Origin of the sequence: Enterobacter cloacae complex sp. IR5384 (assembly GCF_049237265.1) — a bacterium.
GTDB lineage: Bacteria > Pseudomonadota > Gammaproteobacteria > Enterobacterales > Enterobacteriaceae > Enterobacter > Enterobacter cloacae.
The window spans coordinates 3,907-21,322 of record NZ_JBMKHJ010000026.1; the positions used below are offsets into that span (position 1 = coordinate 3,907).

The following is a 17,416-nucleotide window of genomic DNA, read 5'->3' on the forward strand; positions in this document are numbered from 1 at the left end:
CCTCACCCTAACCCTCTCCCCATAGGGGAGAGGGGATAAAACAAACCAACCTTACTTCTGGAGAACTCTGTGATGAATAACGATATTTGTCAGCAGATAGAGAATAGTGCGCACTACAGGGAGCTCGTTGATAAACGGCAACGGTTTGCCTTCTTACTTTCCATCATCATGCTGATTATCTACGTCGGCTTTATTCTGCTTATCGCCTTTGCCCCGCACTGGCTGGGTACGCCGCTGCATGAGGGCACCAGCGTCACACGGGGCATCCCGATTGGCATTGGCGTGATTGTGATTTCGTTTGTGCTGACCGGCGTCTACGTCTGGCGCGCGAACGGCGAATTCGATCGTCTTAATAAAGCGGTACTGCGTGAGGTAAAAGCATCATGAAGAGAGTCCTGACGGCGCTTGCCGCCACACTTCCCTTTGCGGCACACGCCGCAGATGCCATTACCGGCGAGGTTCAGCGCCAGCCAACCAACTGGCAGGCGATTATCATGTTCCTGATTTTCGTGGTGCTGACGCTGTATATCACCTGGTGGGCGTCGAAACGCGTCCGTTCCCGTAATGATTACTACACTGCGGGTGGTAATATTACCGGTTTCCAGAACGGGCTGGCGATTGCGGGCGACTTTATGTCTGCCGCGTCTTTCCTTGGGATCTCCGCGCTGGTGTACACCTCCGGCTACGATGGTCTGATCTACTCTCTCGGCTTCCTGGTGGGCTGGCCGATCATTCTGTTCCTGATCGCCGAACGCTTGCGCAACCTGGGGCGTTTCACCTTTGCTGACGTGGCTTCGTATCGCCTGAAGCAGGGTCCGATTCGTATTCTCTCCGCCTGCGGTTCGCTGGTGGTGGTGGCGCTGTATCTGATCGCCCAGATGGTTGGCGCAGGCAAACTGATCGAACTTCTGTTCGGCCTGAACTACCACGTCGCGGTGGTGCTGGTGGGTGTGCTGATGGTGATGTACGTCCTGTTTGGCGGCATGCTGGCAACCACCTGGGTGCAAATTATCAAAGCGGTTCTGCTGCTGTTCGGTGCGAGCTTCATGGCCTTTATGGTGATGAAACACGTCGGCTTTAGCTTCAACAACCTGTTTACCGAAGCGATGGCGGTCCACCCGAAAGGGGAAGCGATCATGAGCCCGGGCGGGCTGGTGAAAGACCCGATATCCGCGCTTTCACTCGGTCTGGGTCTGATGTTTGGTACCGCAGGCTTGCCACATATCCTGATGCGTTTCTTCACCGTGAGCGATGCCCGCGAAGCGCGCAAGAGCGTCTTCTACGCCACCGGGTTTATGGGTTACTTCTACATACTGACCTTTATCATCGGTTTTGGCGCCATCATGCTGGTGGGAGCGAACCCGGCATTTAAAGACGCGGCGGGCGCGCTGATTGGCGGGAATAACATGGCGGCAGTGCATCTGGCGGATGCGGTAGGCGGCAATCTGTTCCTCGGCTTTATCTCAGCCGTGGCCTTTGCCACCATTCTTGCCGTGGTTGCCGGGCTTACGCTTGCCGGAGCATCTGCGGTGTCGCATGACCTGTATGCGAACGTGTTTCGCAAAGGCGCAACCGAGCGTGAAGAGCTCAAAGTCTCCAAAATCACCGTACTGGTTCTGGGTGTGGTGGCGATCCTGCTGGGGATCCTCTTCGAGAAGCAGAACATTGCCTTCATGGTGGGGCTGGCCTTCTCGATTGCGGCGAGCTGTAACTTCCCTATCATCCTGCTCTCCATGTACTGGTCTAAACTGACCACCCGTGGCGCAATGGTAGGCGGCTGGCTGGGGCTGCTGACCGCGGTGATCCTGATGATCCTCGGCCCGACGATTTGGGTGCAGATCCTCGGTCACGAAAAGGCGCTCTTCCCGTATGAGTACCCGGCGCTGTTCTCAATCGCCGTGGCGTTTATCGGTATCTGGATCTTCTCTGCAACCGACAACTCGCCGGAGGGGAACCTGGAGCGTGAGAAATTCCGCGCCCAGTTTATCCGCTCGCAAACCGGCCTGGGCGTGGAACAAGGCCGCGCGCACTGAGTCTTGATCCCCGGCCTTCGGGCCGGGGAGTTCAGAACATCACCCACGCCACCAGCGGCGCAATCAGCACCATCAACACGCCGGAAAGCATCATCACCAGGCTTGCTACAACCCCCTCCTGCTGACCCAACTCATAAGAGCGTGCCGTTCCCGCGCCGTGTGACGCCGCGCCAAATCCCGCCCCTTTTGCCAACCCTTCACGGATAGAAAGCCGCAGAAATAGCATGTCGCCTACCGCCATACCGAAGACACCGGTGACAACCACGAACAGCGCCACCAGATCCGGCTGTCCGCCGAGCGGTTTAGCGGCTGCCAGCGCAAATGGCGTCGTTACCGAGCGCACGGCCAGGCTACGCTGAATTTCATCGGGCAGCGTAAACAGCCGCGCCAGCCAGACGGAGCTACAGACCGCCACCACCGTGGCGGTAATCACCCCAGCGCTGAGCGACATCCAGTGACGTTTAATGATATTCAGGTTGTCGTACACCGGCACCGCAAAGGCGATGGTGGCCGGCCCCAGTAGCCACAGCAACCAGTGGGATTCACCAATGTAGTTTTGCCAGGAGATATGGCCAAAAACCAGCATCAGCACCAGCAGGATCGGCGTGAAGACCAGCGGCATCAGCGGCAGCGCGTGAAAGCGACGATACAGGCGTTTGTTGGCAAAGTAGATAACCAGCGTGGCAATCAGGCACAGCACGCTTATCTGGAAGTTAGTCATATTTTTGCCTGCGGATCTCGAAGCGATAAACCTTGTCCACCACCCAAGCGGTGGCGCCCAGCACCATCAACGTGCTCAGGGCGATGACCGCGAAGATCCGCCAGCCGTCCACCATCAGCAGTTGCGCATAGTTCACCACTGCCACCACGGCAGGAACAAAGAACAGCAACATCTCTGCCAGCAGCCAGCGCGCGCCGGCACGCACCCAACTAAGGGGGATAACGCGGCAGAGAATGAGCGTCAGCATCAACACCATCCCCACCAGGTTGGCAGGCAGCGGCAGATGCAGCCAGCCGACAAGATATTCCGCAAAAACAAACAGTCCCGCGTAGAGCAGTACCTGAACCGGTACCTGGAGTCGTTGCACAACGGCAGGCGTAACACGGCTTAACGCCACGGCCATGGGGGTTTTCCTCAAAAATGAGACGAGGCGCCAGTATAGTGAGCGCACGGTATGGACTGAAATGAATTAAAATCATCGAAGGTATAGTTTCGAGGAATAATCATGGACATAAGAACGCTGCGCTATTTTGTCGAAGTGGTTCGCCAGCAGAGTTTTACCCGCGCAGCGGAGAAGTTATTTGTTACCCAGCCCACCATCAGCAAAATGCTGAAAAACCTCGAAGATGAACTCAACTGCACCCTGCTGATCCGCGACGGACGCAAGCTGTTGCTTACCGATACCGGACGCGTGGTGTTTGAACGTGGTCTGGCGATCCTGGCCGAGTTTCGTCAGCTGGAAGCGGAGCTAGACGATATTAACCACCTGACCAAAGGGGTGCTGCGCCTTGGTATTCCGCCGATGGTCGGGATGATGATGGCCGGGCCGATTAGCCTGTTTCGCCAGCGTTACCCCGGCGTTGAACTCAAAATTTCGGAGTTTGGTGGATTAACCGTCCAGCAGGCCGTAACCAACGGCGAGCTGGACGTCGCCATGACAGCCCTCCCCGTTGAGGAAGAGAGCGGTCTGGCGACGCTTCCGCTCTTTAGCCATCCGCTGTGCGTGCTGGTTCCCCGCTCCGGCGACTGGTTGAAGCGAGATTCAGTGAAACCTGAACTGCTCGGTGAATACCCTCTGCTGATCTACAACGAAGATTTCGCCCTCAGCCGCCAGCTGATGACGCTGTTTAATCAACATAGCGTGAAGCCGCGCATTGCGGTGCGCAGCGGCCAGTGGGATTTCCTGGCAGCGATGGTGCAGGCAGGCGTGGGGATTGCCATTCTGCCGCAGCCGATTTGCGAGCGTCTGGATAAAAACACGCTGCGCTGGATCCCACTCGAAAGCGATTTGCACTGGCAGTTGGGGATGATCTGGCGAGAAGGGATATATTTGTCGCACAGCGCCCAGGCGTGGCTGCAATGTTGTGAGGGATTTTGGGTGCCCTCACCCTAACCCTCTCCCACAGGGAGAGGGAACCGATCGAGCACGTAGGCCCGGTAAGCGCAGCGCCACCGGGCAAAAACAGCGTTACTGATTCTCTATCAACAACGCTTCCAGCAGATCCAGATCGTGCAGCAGCTTTTGCAGCGTCTCGTTGCTGATCTGCCGCGTGGCGCGCAGGTGGTACAGCTCGGCACGCTCGGAGCGCAGCGCCGCCAGACGGAACCGGCGCTCAAGGTTCTCCTCCTGCAGCGAGCTTTCCACATCGTTACGGCCGTCAGCCCGGCGACGCAGATTACCAATCACGCGTGAGCTCACTTCCGTCAGCAGCTGATTGTCGATGTTCTCTTCGGCATCGGCGGCCAGGCGCTCTTCCATTTTCTGAATAGCGACAATCGCCACTTCGGCAGTGGCAGCGCGGGCAATCCGCTCCTCTTTATGCTGCTGCGTGGCGTCCCCGGCGTCGATATGCTGCAGCAAAATCGGCAGCATAATCACACCGACAAACAGTGAGAACAGGATCACGCCCGCCGCCAGGAAGACCAGTTCATAACGCGCCGGGAAGACATCGCCCGTCGGCAACAGCAACGGAATGGAGAGCACACCGGCCAGGGTAATCGCCCCGCGTACCCCCGCAAAGGAGGCAATCAGCAGCTCACGCGTGGTCCACGAACCAAACTCCATCGGCTTTTTCTTCAGGAAGCGCACGCTGAAGTTTTTCATCGTCCACAGCCAGCCGAAGCGCACCAGCATCAGCGCCATGTAGATCAGCACGATGTCGGTAAAGAGCATCCAGACTTCAACGTTCGGATCGGCCTCCGCCGCCACCAGAGAGGATTCCATAATGCCCGGCAGCTGCAGACCCAACAGCAGGAAGACCATGCCGTTGAAGACAAATTCCAGCATTGCCCAGGTACTGTTTGCACGCAGACGCATGGCCAGCGGCGCGCGGCGCATTACGCCGGAGCGGGTAATGGTCATCCCTGCCGCTACCGCTGCCAGAATGCCCGACACGCCAATATGTTCGGCAATCAGATAGGAGGCAAACGGCAGCAGGAACAGCAGTACGATCTGCGTTGCGGGTTCATCACCGCCCCAGCGGCTGAGGAAGCGCAGCGAGCGGCCATACAGCCAGCTCACCACGAAGCCCGCCAGGATACCGCCAATAGCAACCTTGAAGAATTCCAGGGTCGCGCCACCCACGGTAAAGATCATCGTTCCCATTGCGACGGCCACGGCGAACTTCAGGGCAACCAGACCGGAGGCGTCGTTCATCAGCGCCTCTCCCTGTAAGATGCCCATGATTTTCTTCGGAATCCGCCCTTCACCCACAATGCCGGACAGCGCCACGGCATCGGTTGGCGACAGGACTGCGGCCAGCGCAAAAGCGGGTATTAACGGGATCCCCGGAACCACCCAATAGATCAGGAAACCAATCCCGACCACGGTCACGACGACCAGCGCCAATGCCAGACCGAAGATCTCGCGCCCATGTTCCAGAAACTCGCGCGTGGGTGTTTTCCAGCCATCGGCAAACAGCAGTGGCGGGATAAACAGCACGAGGAACAGTTCCGGGTCGAACTCAACGTGCAGGCCAAACGTCGGCCACGCCAGCAGCGCGCCGATGGCAATTTGCATTAATGGCAGGGGGACCTGAAAGGGCAGTACGCGTGTAACCACCCCGGATAATGAGACCACAAGGGTCATGATGAGTATTGTGAAAAAGATTTCCATGCGTTCCCTGTTTGCTGTGTTACTTATGTACTACGGAAGGCGTCGTGCCTTTTATTCTATCTTCCCCAGAGTAACGCAAAAGGCAACGGGATGAGTCCTGAAAATAAAAACGGGCGGCCTGAGCCACCCGTTTTCGCATCAAAGGACAATTTAGATTGCCCAGCCGCCCGCGTAGAACACCACCAGCGCAACGGCGATAACCACGGTACCGATGTTCAGCTTGCGCCACTCACCGGAGACCAGGCGACCAATCACCAGCGACGCGAAGCCGATCATGATGCCGGTCACGATGTTACAGGTCAGCACGATAAATACCGCAGTGATCAGGCCTGACATCGCGTCCACAAAGTCCGCAAAGTCAATTTTCGCCACATTGCTCAACATCAGCAGGCCGACGTACATCAGTGCCGGAGCCGTAGCGTAGGCTGGCACCAGATAAGAGAGCGGCGAGAGGAACAGGATCAGCAGGAACAGCACACCAACGGTAATGGCGGTCAGGCCAGTTTTACCGCCTGCCGCGGTGCCCGCAGCGGACTCGATATAGACCGCAGCCGGAGAAGCGCCTACCAGACCCGAGAAGACGCTGCTCAGGGAGTCGGTGGTCAGCGCTTTGCCACCGTCGATAATCTGACCGTCTTTATCCAGCAGGTTCGCCTGACCGGCCACCGCACGGATGGTACCGGTGGCATCAAACACCGCCGTCATCACCAGCGCCAGCACGCTTGGCAGGATCACCGGGTTCAGCGCGCCGACAATATCCAGGCTGCCAATCAGGGAGTTACCGTTGTCATCGCTCAGCGACGGCATGGCAAAAATACCGGAGAAATGCACGGTCGGATCGAAAATCAGGCCAACAATGGACACACCGATAATGGTCAGCAGAATGCCGCCTGGGACTTTCAATTTTTCCAGACCAATAATCACCGCCAGGCCAATCAGGGACATGATCACCGGGAAGCTGGCGAAGTGACCCAGCGCCACCGGCAGACCGTCCAGCGGGTTCTTAATGACCAGACCCACGCCGTTGGCGGCAATCAGCAGCAGAAACAGCCCGATACCGATACCGGTGCCGTGTGCTACGCCGTGCGGCAGGTTGCGCAAAATCCAGCTACGAATGCCGGTTGCCGAGATAATGGTGAACAGCACGCCCATCAGGAAGACGGCGCCCAGGGCAACCGGTACGCTGATGTGTTGGCCCAGCACCAGGCTAAACGCGGTGAAGGCGGTCAAGGAAATGGCACAGCCAATCGCCATCGGCAGATTCGCCCACAGCCCCATTACGATGGAGCCAACACCGGCGACAAGACAGGTTGCAACAAAGACCGCTGCCGGTGGGAAGCCTGCTTTACCGAGCATGCCCGGCACAACGATGACGGAGTACACCATTGCCAGAAACGTTGTCAGACCGGCAACGATTTCCTGGCGCACGGTGCTGCCGCGAGCAGAAATTTTAAAGATGGCGTCAAGTGAACCGCCGGTACGCGCGGATGGCGTAGACATAGAAAACATCCCCTGAGAGTTTTTATAGAAAGTCCGTAAGCGTGGTGGAGACTCCACTGCCAGCAAAACGTCAAATCCTTGTGCTGCGTTTGCGACGAAAAGGGGCGTTACAAAAAAAGCAAACGTTTAGCTCCGCGCTTACAAAACGGGTGGTCAAATTTAGGCAAACGATTATCCAGCCTAATCACCGCCCTTTTCAACTGAACTTTCTCGTTTTTCGCTAAATTTCCCTTATGACGATGAAGAAATAAGCAGAGGATGCGCAAACGTTATCGTTTATGCGCAATGGAGTTACAAATTACGCCTCGCCAGGGATCGTTAACGGCCCACCTTGTTCCAGGGTTCTCTGCCAGGCAGGACGATTTTCGACCTTTTTCTTCCAGGCATGGGTGTGCGGAAGATCCTCGATACCGCCGCGTGCCAGCAGGGCAAAAATCGGGAAACTCATCTGAATATCGGCCATGCTGAGAGTCTCTCCGGCAAACCAGCTATTTTCAGCCAGGTGAGATTCAATAAAACGCGCGTGGGTTTCGAGCTGCAGGTTGAGATAGGCCTTTTGCACGCCCTGACCCAGCGCTTTCCCCAGCGTTCGTATTCCAAACGGCACGGGCGGTTTACCGAGGCTGCTAAATACCAGCTTCATTAACAGCAGCGGCATAAGAGAACCTTCTGCATAGTGTAGCCAGAAGCGGTATTGCACCTTATGGGCAGGATCCAGCGGCTTAAGCTGCGATTCTGCGTCGTAGGTTTCCTGCAGATACTCCAGAATGGCACCGGATTCAGCAAGGATCAGCCCGTTGTCTTCAATGACCGGAGACTTGCCCAACGGATGCACGCGTTTAAGGGACTCGGGAGCCAGCATCGTTTTTTCGCGCTGGTAGTGAACAATCTCATAGGGCAGAGAAAGTTCTTCCAGAGCCCAGATCACGCGGTGTGAGCGCGACTGGTTAAGGTGATGTACCGTGAGCATAGTGGTCTCCTGTTATTCATACTTTTTAACTATAGAAAATTGAACAACATCGCGAAAAATATTCGCCAAAAAAGCGGCCCCGGTGACTGGCGAAAAAGCGGCCCTTACATAGAATTAAAGTGTCAGCACAAACCGGAACCTCCTCAACCAGCTCGACATGAGGGGTGCTGATGTCGGGGGAAACCCTCCCGTGAGCCAGCGGGATAGAGAGAAAGACAAAGACCGGAAAAAACTAAAGCGCCCTTATGTGGCGCTTTAGTTCTTTATTATGCTTTTTGCTGGATGGCGCAGCCGCCACCCGGCAAACAGATCTCAATCTTCTTCCAGCAGCCGCGCCCCCGTCCCCTGTTCGCCCAGTTTGTCACCGGGGTTGCGTAACGGGCAATCGCTGCGCGACAAACAGCCGCAACCGATGCACCCGTCCAGTTCGTCACGCAGCGCCACCAGCGTATGAATACGCCGGTCCAGCTCCTCTCGCCACTGGGATGACAGCTCTTTCCACTCTTTCGGGCTCAGCGTGTGGCCTTCCGGTAACACGCCGAACGCCTCACCGATGGTGGCCAGGGGAATTCCGATTCGTTGCGCAATTTTAATAATCGCCACATAGCGGAGCACGTCACGGGTGTAGCGCCGCTGGTTTCCGGCGTTACGAATGCTTTTGATTAACCCTTTACTTTCATAGAAGTGGAGCGCCGATACTGCCACACCGCTTCGCTTAGCCACTTCACCCGGGGTCAAAAGCGCTTTTATTCTCGGCAATCTCTTTTCCATAAAACCTCTTTACCTCAAGTTAACTTGAGGAATTATACTCCCCCACAGAGAAAACGACGAATCAACCAGGAAAGTTGTATCTACAGAGGGCAACCTTATGTCGCATCAGCAAATTATTCAGACACTTATTGAATGGATTGATGAACATATCGACCAACCGTTGAACATTGATGTGGTCGCGAAAAAGTCGGGCTATTCGAAATGGTATTTACAGAGAATGTTCCGGACCGTAATGCACCAGACGCTGGGTGAGTACATTCGTCAGCGCAGGTTACTGCTGGCGGCGCAGGCGTTACGCTCTACGCAGCGGCCTATTTTTGATATCGCGATGGATCTGGGGTATGTGTCGCAACAAACCTTTTCCCGCGTGTTTCGCCGCGAGTTTGACCGCACGCCAAGCGATTACCGTCACCAGTTGAATTAAGGTTTATCAGTGCAAAGGTTGCTGCTGCCAGGTCATAAACTCCTGGGGCGGCATCGCTTTCGCGAAGTGCCATCCCTGACAGAACTGTACGCCGCGCTTCAACAACCAGCTTACCTGCTCGGCAGTTTCTACCCCTTCCGCAATGGTTTTGAGCCGCAGGCTCTGCGCCATCTCGATAATATGCTCGGCGATAAGATGGCTGGTGCTGTTGGTGGTTAGGGTGTCGATAAAGGATTTGTCGATTTTCAGAATATCGACATTCAGCGAGTAGAGATTATGCAGGTTCGAGTAACCTGTACCAAAATCGTCGATTGCCACTTCATAACCCGCCTGACGAAAAGCCTGGATAACCGGCGTAGTTTTCGGCACATCAATAAAACCGCGCTCCGTCACTTCGATTTTGATCTGCTGCGCACGTACGGCATAGTGCCGCGCCTTGTCGGAAATCATGGCGATCAGCCGCGAAGAGTGAAAATCCGTCGCCGACAGGTTGATCGAAATATAGAGGTCAGGATGCGCGGCCAGGAAATGGCCCAGATCGCTGAAGACCTCTTCTACAACATAATCCGTAATGCGTTCGCTCATCCCCTCTTTTTCCGCCAGCGGGATGAATTCCGCCGGGCTCATGACAGGCCCGTTAAAACCAGGCCAGCGTAACAACGCCTCTGCCCCCACGCACTGATTATTCTTGATATCGATGATTGGCTGATAATGGACACAAAGCTGACGTTTATTCAGCGCCCGATGCAGCAATCGTCCTGGGGAGTTCAGCTCACGGTGGGTGCGCGACCAGACCAGCAAAATAATGATGCTACAGATCATTCCCAGCGGCAGCGTCAACGTCGCCTGATGGTAGAGCGTTTCATAGAAGCGTTTATTCGACGTTGAAACGATGGCGGCAATCGGACGTTTATCCGATTTTACCACCGTATAAAAACGGTCATCATTTTGAAATACCACGTCCTTATCCCGAATCATCGAGTTTAATAAAGAAACGTTGGCTTTCTGACTGACGGAAAAGAAGGCATTCGTTACCGTATCGTACACGCCCCATGAGAGAGAGTGATCGGTGGACATCACTTCACTGTACGAGAGCGGATTAACCACCACGACATAATTCCCGCGCTGCATATATGTCATTTTATAGCCAGTGAAAAATGGCGTATCACGGTAATAATAGATAGCGATATCGGGTTTTCGGATGTAATTAGCGGGGGAGATCGCGTAAGGCCGATCCGGGGTAAAAATGGATGAACAACGAAAATTCTGGCCTTCGGCATAAATTAAATCAGCGATGAACAGACGGCCGCGAACCACGTTCAACATATATTGCCGATGTGACGGCGTACAAACTTTACCCTGATATTTTTCCGCTTCGGCCCGGGCCAGATCAACCTGTTCAATAACCAGTTCAGTTTTGTCTAAAGCCAGTTCAGCAAATGTGCGTAACTGCGCGCTTGTTTCCGACACCGCTCTTAGCTGGGCAAACCATAGCGCAAGCATCACCGGCAGCATAACTACCATGATGATCCCTACCACTCTGAGCATCTTGCGCCGCGCGCTACGATTCATTTCCCGCCCTATATCCCTGCATGTTGTACGCCTGTAGTAATGAAGGCCGGATGCTTTGATAAACAGGTGATTACGTTGCATGAATCATGCGAAGTTAGCAACTGACTTTTAGTATTAAAAATCTTAAATTTCGTTATGACGATAATATTTGTCCGTAAGCTAAACTAAAAGTATTCGTTCCGTTTCTATTAAGGGAAATATTTATCCAGCCTGAACGGGTGTAATTTGATCAATGTTTTATAAACGTTCTGCTATTACCACATTATTTCCAGGATCAGCAGAGAATAAGGCTTCATTTATAAAAAGGCATCGCTGGGAACGCCGTTGCCCTCCTCTACTCGGCCAAAGGAGGTTGCTCCCGGCACGTGGTGGGTTCGCATCCGCCGATGTCGAAGGCAACCCCATCCTGCCGCCTCTCTTTTTCAGCGTAATAAAATCCCCAATCTGCTCGCACAGGCACTGGCGAATAAATCAACAAATGTGATATAGTTCACACATATCATGTAACGAGAAACACTGTTTCATTCAGTTCGTCTGTTTTGGAGAGGATGGGTTTTATGGCAACCATTACGACCAGCATGGTTCTCCTGCGCTGGCCTTTGTTGAGTGCGGTACTGATGTTTTTAGCCAGCACGCTGAACATTCAGTTTCGTAAATCTGACTACGCGGGTCTTGCGGTCATCAGTACGCTGTTAGGACTGGGCGCGGCTTGCTGGTTTGCAACGGGTCTGCTTGGTATCACCCTGCTGGATATTGCCGCCGTCTGGGAAAATATTAAAGTAGTGATGGTTGAGGCAATGAGCCATACGCCACCAGACTGGCCGATGGTGATTACCTGATACCTGACTGAATAAAAAACCCAGACCGATGTCTGGGTTTTTTTATTTTGCATATCCGTGAATCAGAACGGAATATCGTCGTCGAAGTCCATTGGCGGTTCGTTAGACGGTGCCGGTGCGGACTGCTGCTGCGGGCGAGACTGCGCGCCGCCGCTGAACTGGTTGCCGCCCTGTGGCTGCTGAGGCTGGCCCCAACCGCCCTGCTGCTTGCCGCCACCTGCTGGAGCGCCACCGCCCTGACGGCCACCCAGCATCTGCATGGTGCCGCCAACGTTTACCACCACTTCAGTGGTGTACTTTTCCTGACCGGATTGATCGGTCCATTTGCGGGTACGCAGCTGGCCTTCAATATACACCTGAGAGCCTTTACGCAGATACTCACCGGCCACTTCTGCCAGTTTGCCAAACAGCACAACGCGGTGCCATTCGGTCTGCTCTTTCATCTCACCGGTTGCTTTGTCACGCCAGGATTCGGAAGTAGCCAGCGTAATGTTGGCAACTGCGCCACCACTCGGCATGTAGCGTACTTCCGGGTCCTGGCCCAGATTACCGACGAGAATCACCTTGTTTACGCCTCTGCTGGCCATGTTCGTGTCTCCTGAATACGTTTCTTAATAGTGTAAACGCGCGAGTGTACCATTTCCACGCGTCAATTTGCATAGTTGCGTGGCGGGTTCAGAAATCTCTCGCGAACTCGGCATTGTTACACAGCTAATCAGAAAATGCATTCCAATACTGTATATTCAAACAGGTTAAATTGTGTCATAATTAGCCGTTTCTGACAGCCGTTTGTCCTTCAAACAAACCAGGCAATCCGTGTTCCAACCGGGAAAGGTGAATGGATAAGATCGAAGTTCGGGGCGCCCGCACCCACAATCTCAAGAATATCAACCTCATAATCCCTCGCGACAAACTCATCGTCGTGACCGGGCTTTCGGGGTCTGGCAAATCCTCACTGGCTTTCGACACTCTGTATGCCGAAGGACAGCGCCGTTACGTTGAATCACTCTCTGCGTATGCGCGCCAGTTCCTGTCATTGATGGAAAAACCGGATGTAGACCATATCGAGGGGCTTTCGCCTGCTATCTCTATTGAGCAGAAGTCCACCTCCCACAACCCGCGTTCAACGGTCGGTACCATTACCGAAATTCATGACTACCTGCGTCTGCTGTATGCCCGCGTAGGTGAGCCGCGCTGCCCGGATCACGACGTGCCGCTGGCGGCGCAGACCGTGAGCCAGATGGTGGATAACGTGCTGTCGCAGCCAGAAGGCAAACGCCTGATGCTGCTTGCCCCAATCATTAAAGAGCGTAAGGGCGAGCACACCAAAACGCTGGAAAACCTGGCAAGCCAGGGGTATATCCGCGCCCGTATCGACGGCGAGGTATGTGACCTGTCCGATCCCCCGAAGCTGGAGCTGCAGAAAAAACACACCATCGAAGTGGTGATTGACCGCTTTAAAGTGCGTGACGATCTGGCGACCCGTCTGGCGGAATCCTTTGAAACTGCGCTGGAACTCTCTGGCGGTACGGCGGTGGTCTCCGATATGGACGACCCGAACGCGGAAGAACTGCTCTTCTCCGCCAACTTTGCCTGCCCGATTTGCGGCTACAGCATGCGTGAGCTGGAGCCACGTCTGTTCTCCTTTAACAACCCGGCGGGAGCCTGCCCGACGTGTGACGGCCTGGGCGTACAGCAGTATTTTGACCCGGACCGCGTGATCCAGAACCCGGAACTGTCGCTGGCTGGCGGTGCTATCCGTGGCTGGGATAAGCGTAATTTTTACTACTTCCAGATGCTTAAATCGCTGGCAGAGCACTATAAGTTCGACGTGGAAGCGCCGTGGGCCAGCCTGAGCCCGAACGTGCACAAAGTGATCCTGTTCGGTTCCGGTAAAGAGAACATCGAGTTCAAATACATGAACGATCGCGGCGATACCTCCGTGCGTCGCCACCCGTTCGAAGGGGTGCTGCACAACATGGAGCGCCGCTACAAAGAGACCGAATCCAGCGCGGTGCGCGAGGAGCTGGCGAAGTTCATCAGCAACCGCTCCTGCGCCACCTGTGAGGGCACGCGTCTGCGTCGCGAAGCGCGCCACGTGTTTGTCGAAAACACGGCGTTGCCGACCATCTCAGACATGAGCATCGGTCACGCAATGGACTTCTTCAACAACCTGAAGCTCTCCGGCCAGCGTGCGAAGATTGCCGAAAAAGTGCTGAAAGAGATCGGCGACCGTCTGAAATTCCTGGTGAACGTCGGCCTGAACTACCTGACGCTTTCCCGCTCCGCAGAGACGCTGTCCGGCGGTGAAGCCCAGCGTATCCGTCTGGCCAGCCAGATTGGCGCGGGCCTGGTGGGCGTCATGTATGTCCTGGACGAGCCGTCCATCGGCCTGCACCAGCGCGACAACGAGCGTCTGCTCGGAACGCTTATTCATCTGCGTAACCTCGGCAACACGGTGATTGTGGTCGAGCACGACGAAGATGCGATCCGTGCTGCCGACCATGTGATCGACATCGGCCCGGGCGCGGGCGTGCACGGCGGCCAGGTGGTCGCGGAAGGTACTCTGAAAGACATCATGGCGGTGCCAGAGTCGTTAACCGGCCAGTACATGAGCGGCAAGCGCAAAATTGAAGTGCCGAAACAGCGCGTGGCGGCGAACCCGGAAAAAGTGCTGAAGCTCACCGGCGCTCGCGGCAACAACCTGAAAGACGTGACGCTGACGCTGCCCGTCGGGCTGTTTACCTGTATCACTGGCGTATCCGGTTCCGGTAAGTCGACGCTGATCAACGATACGCTGTTCCCGATTGCGCAGACGGCGCTGAACGGCGCGACGCTGGCCGAACCTGCACCGTACCGCGACATTCAGGGGCTGGAGCATTTCGATAAAGTTATCGACATCGACCAAAGCCCGATTGGCCGTACGCCACGTTCCAACCCGGCGACCTATACCGGCGTCTTCACGCCCGTCCGTGAACTCTTCGCCGGTGTACCGGAAGCGCGTTCGCGCGGCTACACGCCAGGACGTTTCAGCTTTAACGTTCGCGGCGGCCGCTGTGAAGCCTGTCAGGGCGACGGCGTGATCAAGGTTGAGATGCACTTCCTGCCGGATATCTACGTGCCGTGCGACCAGTGCAAAGGCAAACGCTATAACCGTGAAACGCTGGAGATTAAGTACAAAGGCAAGACCATCCACGAAGTGCTGGACATGACCATCGAAGAGGCGCGCGAGTTCTTTGATGCCGTTCCTGCGCTGGCGCGTAAGCTGCAGACGCTGATGGACGTAGGCCTGACCTACATTCGTCTGGGGCAGTCAGCGACCACGCTCTCTGGAGGTGAAGCGCAGCGCGTGAAGCTGGCGCGTGAGCTATCCAAACGCGGAACCGGGCAGACACTGTACATTCTCGATGAGCCGACCACCGGTCTGCACTTTGCAGATATCCAGCAATTGCTCGACGTTCTGCATCAGCTTCGCGATCAGGGCAACACCATTGTGGTCATTGAGCACAACCTGGACGTGATTAAAACCGCGGACTGGATTGTCGATCTCGGCCCGGAAGGCGGCAGCGGCGGCGGTGAAATCCTCGTCTCCGGTACGCCAGAGACCGTTGCAGAGTGCGAAGCCTCGCACACCGCGCGCTTCCTTAAACCGTTGCTGTAATTGTCACACGGAGAGTTGCTGTCGGGTCGCTTCCGGCAGCAGCTCAACCGCCTGCTGATAAGACGCGTCCACCAGGTAGTAAATCTGCGACCCCGGGAGTGAACCGTCGAGATAGACCGTACTCCAGTGCGCTTTGTTCAGATGTTTGCTCGGCCGGACGTCGTCGTGCTGCTGACGTAATAGCTCCGCCAGCTCCGGGCTGGTTTTAAGCGACGCCGCCGGGCGGCCTTCCACCTCTTTCACCATCGCAAACAACACATCTCCCACTTTAATCTGCGTGGCTTTCCAGTCGCTGTGAACGCTCTGCTCCGCGCCTGGCTTACTCATGCAGTACTGCAGTAGCTCCGAAATTGTCATCTTTATTCCCCTTGTAGCGTTGCGATAATTTTACGCGAACCACCGTGAATGCGATGTTCTCCCAGCCAGATCCCTTGCCATGTTCCCAGCAGAAGCCGCCCGTTGTGTACCGGCAGCATTAGCGATACGCCCAGCAGAGAAGATTTGATATGCGAAGGCATGTCGTCCGCCCCCTCATAGTCATGCTCGTAGGAGGCGTTGTCCGGAACGGTTTTCAGAAAATGCCGCTCCATATCAGACCGGACGGTGGGATCGCAATTTTCATTAAGCGTGAGAGAGGCCGACGTGTGCTGAAGCAGCAGATGCAGCAAACCCGTTTTGACGCGCGACAGATCGCGGATCTGCCCGATAACTTCATCCGTCACCAGGTGAAATCCGCGAGGTTTAGCGCTTAAGGTCAGGGTTTGTTGGTACCACATGTGCTGCTCCGTTATGAAAGTGAATCTTTCTAAGTGTGCAGCAAGAAGACGAAAGGTAAAACCCGCAGCGACGAGATTTGATTAAAAAAGAGCCAAACTCGCCGCCAACGATTTAATACTCTGAGTTCACAATGACCTCTTCGCCAAACTTCCCGGCCATTGGCAGCGGGCGATAGGTCGAGTTTGAGGCGCGTAACACCCTGATCCCTCTGGCTCCCACATCACGCGCGGCGCTGATATCGTTGTCTGAATCACCGTAGAAGACTTTGATATGTTTCTGCTCCAGCCACTGGGTTTTGGTGTTTTGTCCCGGTTTGTCACCCGCGAAAATCACCGGGTTCATGCTGGCCGCCGGGATCAGGAAATCATCCTGCAGGGTTTTAGAGACGGTTTCCGTTTTGGTCTGACTGCGTCCGGTAACGAAGTAGATGCTGTCGCCGCGTTTTACATGCATGGCGATAAGCGCGCGGGCCACCTCTTTCGGGATGCTGAATTCGTCCCAGCCGTTGTTCATCTTTTCCCAAAATTCCGGGTTTTTCAGATACGCTTCGCTGTCCGGTGAGTATGTTTTTTTACCGCGCCAGAACCCGGGGCTGGAGAAGAGGACGGTATCGTCAATATCAAAGCCCACAGCCATTGGCGGGCGGCCCATCAGGCTGTTTTCAATCTGGGCTACAGAGACCCAGTGAATGGGGGCTTGTTCAGCCAGAATAGCGGCGGTAGTGCCGGTGTAAAGCGGCGTCGGTGCGGAAGCGCGCGCGACGACCGTACTGTTAAGCGAGAACAATAAGCAGGCGGCGCTGAGCGCCAGTGTGATCTTGCGCATATTTTCCCCTGAATATTCAGTTTGTTATCGTTTTAATTTGAGCGACTGGTCAAAAATCTATCCGACCATAACCCCAGCGGGAGATGAAGGGAAGGAGTTTTTGCTTATGAGGTTGGATAAAAAGAAGAAGATCACAGAATGCCGGGCAACCTGTTTGTGCGGCCTGATGCCCTCATCCCGGCCCTCTCCCACGGGGAGAGGGAGGGTG

Annotated in this window: 17 protein-coding genes; 6 read left to right on the forward strand and 11 right to left on the reverse strand. The window is 55.3% G+C overall.

What is annotated here, in order from left to right; genetic code table 11:
• Positions 1-72: 72 nt before the first annotated feature.
• Entirely contained in the window at positions 73-387 is a 315-nt protein-coding gene (locus tag ACOTX3_RS18465; RefSeq protein ID WP_013095080.1) for a DUF485 domain-containing protein, read from the forward strand.
• On the forward strand, positions 384-2,033 hold the full coding sequence (gene actP, locus ACOTX3_RS18470) for a cation/acetate symporter ActP (RefSeq protein ID WP_058678450.1): 1,650 nt from the start codon (positions 384-386) through the stop codon (positions 2,031-2,033). Before ACOTX3_RS18465 ends, actP begins: the two co-directional genes overlap by 4 nt.
• Before the next feature lie 31 nt (positions 2,034-2,064).
• Here the strand turns inward: actP and ACOTX3_RS18475 are convergent, their stop codons facing one another.
• Both ACOTX3_RS18475 and ACOTX3_RS18480 read right to left on the reverse strand, forming a co-directional pair.
• Entirely contained in the window at positions 2,065-2,754 is a 690-nt protein-coding gene (locus ACOTX3_RS18475; protein WP_013095078.1) for an LrgB family protein, read from the reverse strand.
• Positions 2,747-3,157 carry a CidA/LrgA family protein gene (locus tag ACOTX3_RS18480; protein ID WP_058678451.1) on the reverse strand — a complete coding sequence of 137 codons (411 nt, stop codon included), beginning with the start codon at positions 3,155-3,157 and terminating at the stop codon, positions 2,747-2,749. Before ACOTX3_RS18480 ends, ACOTX3_RS18475 begins: the two co-directional genes overlap by 8 nt.
• Before the next feature lie 102 nt (positions 3,158-3,259).
• Between ACOTX3_RS18480 and ACOTX3_RS18485 the strand changes: the two genes are divergently transcribed.
• Positions 3,260-4,147: a LysR family transcriptional regulator gene (locus tag ACOTX3_RS18485; protein ID WP_013095076.1), complete on the forward strand. Its 888-nt coding sequence runs from the start codon at positions 3,260-3,262 to the stop codon at positions 4,145-4,147.
• 75 nt (positions 4,148-4,222) lie between these two features.
• Here the strand turns inward: ACOTX3_RS18485 and ACOTX3_RS18490 are convergent, their stop codons facing one another.
• The 4 genes from ACOTX3_RS18490 to soxR all read right to left on the reverse strand — a co-directional run bounded on the left by ACOTX3_RS18490 (position 4,223) and on the right by soxR (position 9,110).
• Positions 4,223-5,869, reverse strand: a complete 1,647-nt coding sequence (locus ACOTX3_RS18490; RefSeq protein WP_013095075.1) for a Na+/H+ antiporter — start codon at positions 5,867-5,869, stop codon at positions 4,223-4,225.
• A gap of 150 nt (positions 5,870-6,019) precedes the next feature.
• Positions 6,020-7,369, reverse strand: a complete 1,350-nt coding sequence (gene ghxP, locus ACOTX3_RS18495) for a guanine/hypoxanthine transporter GhxP (protein WP_013095074.1) — start codon at positions 7,367-7,369, stop codon at positions 6,020-6,022.
• Positions 7,370-7,667: 298 nt separating this feature from the next.
• Positions 7,668-8,339, reverse strand: coding sequence for a glutathione S-transferase family protein (locus ACOTX3_RS18500; RefSeq protein ID WP_058678452.1), 672 nt, complete (start codon positions 8,337-8,339; stop codon positions 7,668-7,670).
• A gap of 312 nt (positions 8,340-8,651) precedes the next feature.
• Positions 8,652-9,110, reverse strand: a complete 459-nt coding sequence (gene soxR, locus ACOTX3_RS18505; protein WP_013095072.1) for a redox-sensitive transcriptional activator SoxR — start codon at positions 9,108-9,110, stop codon at positions 8,652-8,654.
• 97 nt (positions 9,111-9,207) lie between these two features.
• On the opposite strand from soxR, the gene soxS reads away from it, so the two are divergent.
• Positions 9,208-9,534: a superoxide response transcriptional regulator SoxS gene (soxS, locus tag ACOTX3_RS18510; RefSeq protein ID WP_013095071.1), complete on the forward strand. Its 327-nt coding sequence runs from the start codon at positions 9,208-9,210 to the stop codon at positions 9,532-9,534.
• A gap of 6 nt (positions 9,535-9,540) precedes the next feature.
• Here the strand turns inward: soxS and ACOTX3_RS18515 are convergent, their stop codons facing one another.
• A complete protein-coding gene (locus ACOTX3_RS18515) occupies positions 9,541-11,106 on the reverse strand; it encodes an EAL domain-containing protein (RefSeq protein WP_058678453.1) in 1,566 nt (521 codons plus the stop codon).
• Between the two features lie 557 nt (positions 11,107-11,663).
• Here ACOTX3_RS18515 and ACOTX3_RS18520 point away from each other — a divergent pair.
• Positions 11,664-11,945 carry a YjcB family protein gene (locus ACOTX3_RS18520; protein WP_008503385.1) on the forward strand — a complete coding sequence of 94 codons (282 nt, stop codon included), beginning with the start codon at positions 11,664-11,666 and terminating at the stop codon, positions 11,943-11,945.
• A 62-nt stretch (positions 11,946-12,007) separates the two neighbouring features.
• On the opposite strand, the gene ssb1 is transcribed toward ACOTX3_RS18520, so the two are convergent.
• Positions 12,008-12,532, reverse strand: a complete 525-nt coding sequence (gene ssb1, locus ACOTX3_RS18525) for a single-stranded DNA-binding protein SSB1 (RefSeq protein ID WP_284557662.1) — start codon at positions 12,530-12,532, stop codon at positions 12,008-12,010.
• Between the two features lie 251 nt (positions 12,533-12,783).
• Here ssb1 and uvrA point away from each other — a divergent pair, with 251 nt between their 5' ends.
• On the forward strand, positions 12,784-15,606 hold the full coding sequence (uvrA, locus tag ACOTX3_RS18530; protein ID WP_013095069.1) for an excinuclease ABC subunit UvrA: 2,823 nt from the start codon (positions 12,784-12,786) through the stop codon (positions 15,604-15,606).
• Positions 15,607-15,609: 3 nt separating this feature from the next.
• Here uvrA and ACOTX3_RS18535 read toward each other — a convergent pair whose 3' ends face one another.
• The 3 genes from ACOTX3_RS18535 to aphA all read right to left on the reverse strand — a co-directional run bounded on the left by ACOTX3_RS18535 (position 15,610) and on the right by aphA (position 17,208).
• Positions 15,610-15,963 carry an MmcQ/YjbR family DNA-binding protein gene (locus ACOTX3_RS18535; RefSeq protein ID WP_013095068.1) on the reverse strand — a complete coding sequence of 118 codons (354 nt, stop codon included), beginning with the start codon at positions 15,961-15,963 and terminating at the stop codon, positions 15,610-15,612.
• Positions 15,964-15,965: 2 nt separating this feature from the next.
• Positions 15,966-16,382, reverse strand: coding sequence for a secondary thiamine-phosphate synthase enzyme YjbQ (locus ACOTX3_RS18540; RefSeq protein ID WP_013095067.1), 417 nt, complete (start codon positions 16,380-16,382; stop codon positions 15,966-15,968).
• A 112-nt stretch (positions 16,383-16,494) separates the two neighbouring features.
• Positions 16,495-17,208, reverse strand: coding sequence for an acid phosphatase AphA (gene aphA, locus ACOTX3_RS18545; RefSeq protein WP_013095066.1), 714 nt, complete (start codon positions 17,206-17,208; stop codon positions 16,495-16,497).
• Between the last annotated feature and the right edge of the window lie 208 nt (positions 17,209-17,416).

What these genes read in the sequence shown, in the direction of transcription:
- ACOTX3_RS18465 (WP_013095080.1), top strand. Translation starts at nt 73, where the DNA reads ATGAATAACGATATTTGTCAGCAGATAGAGAATAGTGCGCACTACAGG.
- actP (WP_058678450.1), top strand. Translation starts at nt 384, where the DNA reads ATGAAGAGAGTCCTGACGGCGCTTGCCGCCACACTTCCCTTTGCGGCA.
- ACOTX3_RS18475 (WP_013095078.1), bottom strand. Translation starts at nt 2,754, where the DNA reads ATGACTAACTTCCAGATAAGCGTGCTGTGCCTGATTGCCACGCTGGTT.
- ACOTX3_RS18480 (WP_058678451.1), bottom strand. Translation starts at nt 3,157, where the DNA reads ATGGCCGTGGCGTTAAGCCGTGTTACGCCTGCCGTTGTGCAACGACTC.
- ACOTX3_RS18485 (WP_013095076.1), top strand. Translation starts at nt 3,260, where the DNA reads ATGGACATAAGAACGCTGCGCTATTTTGTCGAAGTGGTTCGCCAGCAG.
- ACOTX3_RS18490 (WP_013095075.1), bottom strand. Translation starts at nt 5,869, where the DNA reads ATGGAAATCTTTTTCACAATACTCATCATGACCCTTGTGGTCTCATTA.
- ghxP (WP_013095074.1), bottom strand. Translation starts at nt 7,369, where the DNA reads ATGTCTACGCCATCCGCGCGTACCGGCGGTTCACTTGACGCCATCTTT.
- ACOTX3_RS18500 (WP_058678452.1), bottom strand. Translation starts at nt 8,339, where the DNA reads ATGCTCACGGTACATCACCTTAACCAGTCGCGCTCACACCGCGTGATC.
- soxR (WP_013095072.1), bottom strand. Translation starts at nt 9,110, where the DNA reads ATGGAAAAGAGATTGCCGAGAATAAAAGCGCTTTTGACCCCGGGTGAA.
- soxS (WP_013095071.1), top strand. Translation starts at nt 9,208, where the DNA reads ATGTCGCATCAGCAAATTATTCAGACACTTATTGAATGGATTGATGAA.
- ACOTX3_RS18515 (WP_058678453.1), bottom strand. Translation starts at nt 11,106, where the DNA reads ATGAATCGTAGCGCGCGGCGCAAGATGCTCAGAGTGGTAGGGATCATC.
- ACOTX3_RS18520 (WP_008503385.1), top strand. Translation starts at nt 11,664, where the DNA reads ATGGCAACCATTACGACCAGCATGGTTCTCCTGCGCTGGCCTTTGTTG.
- ssb1 (WP_284557662.1), bottom strand. Translation starts at nt 12,532, where the DNA reads ATGGCCAGCAGAGGCGTAAACAAGGTGATTCTCGTCGGTAATCTGGGC.
- uvrA (WP_013095069.1), top strand. Translation starts at nt 12,784, where the DNA reads ATGGATAAGATCGAAGTTCGGGGCGCCCGCACCCACAATCTCAAGAAT.
- ACOTX3_RS18535 (WP_013095068.1), bottom strand. Translation starts at nt 15,963, where the DNA reads ATGACAATTTCGGAGCTACTGCAGTACTGCATGAGTAAGCCAGGCGCG.
- ACOTX3_RS18540 (WP_013095067.1), bottom strand. Translation starts at nt 16,382, where the DNA reads ATGTGGTACCAACAAACCCTGACCTTAAGCGCTAAACCTCGCGGATTT.
- aphA (WP_013095066.1), bottom strand. Translation starts at nt 17,208, where the DNA reads ATGCGCAAGATCACACTGGCGCTCAGCGCCGCCTGCTTATTGTTCTCG.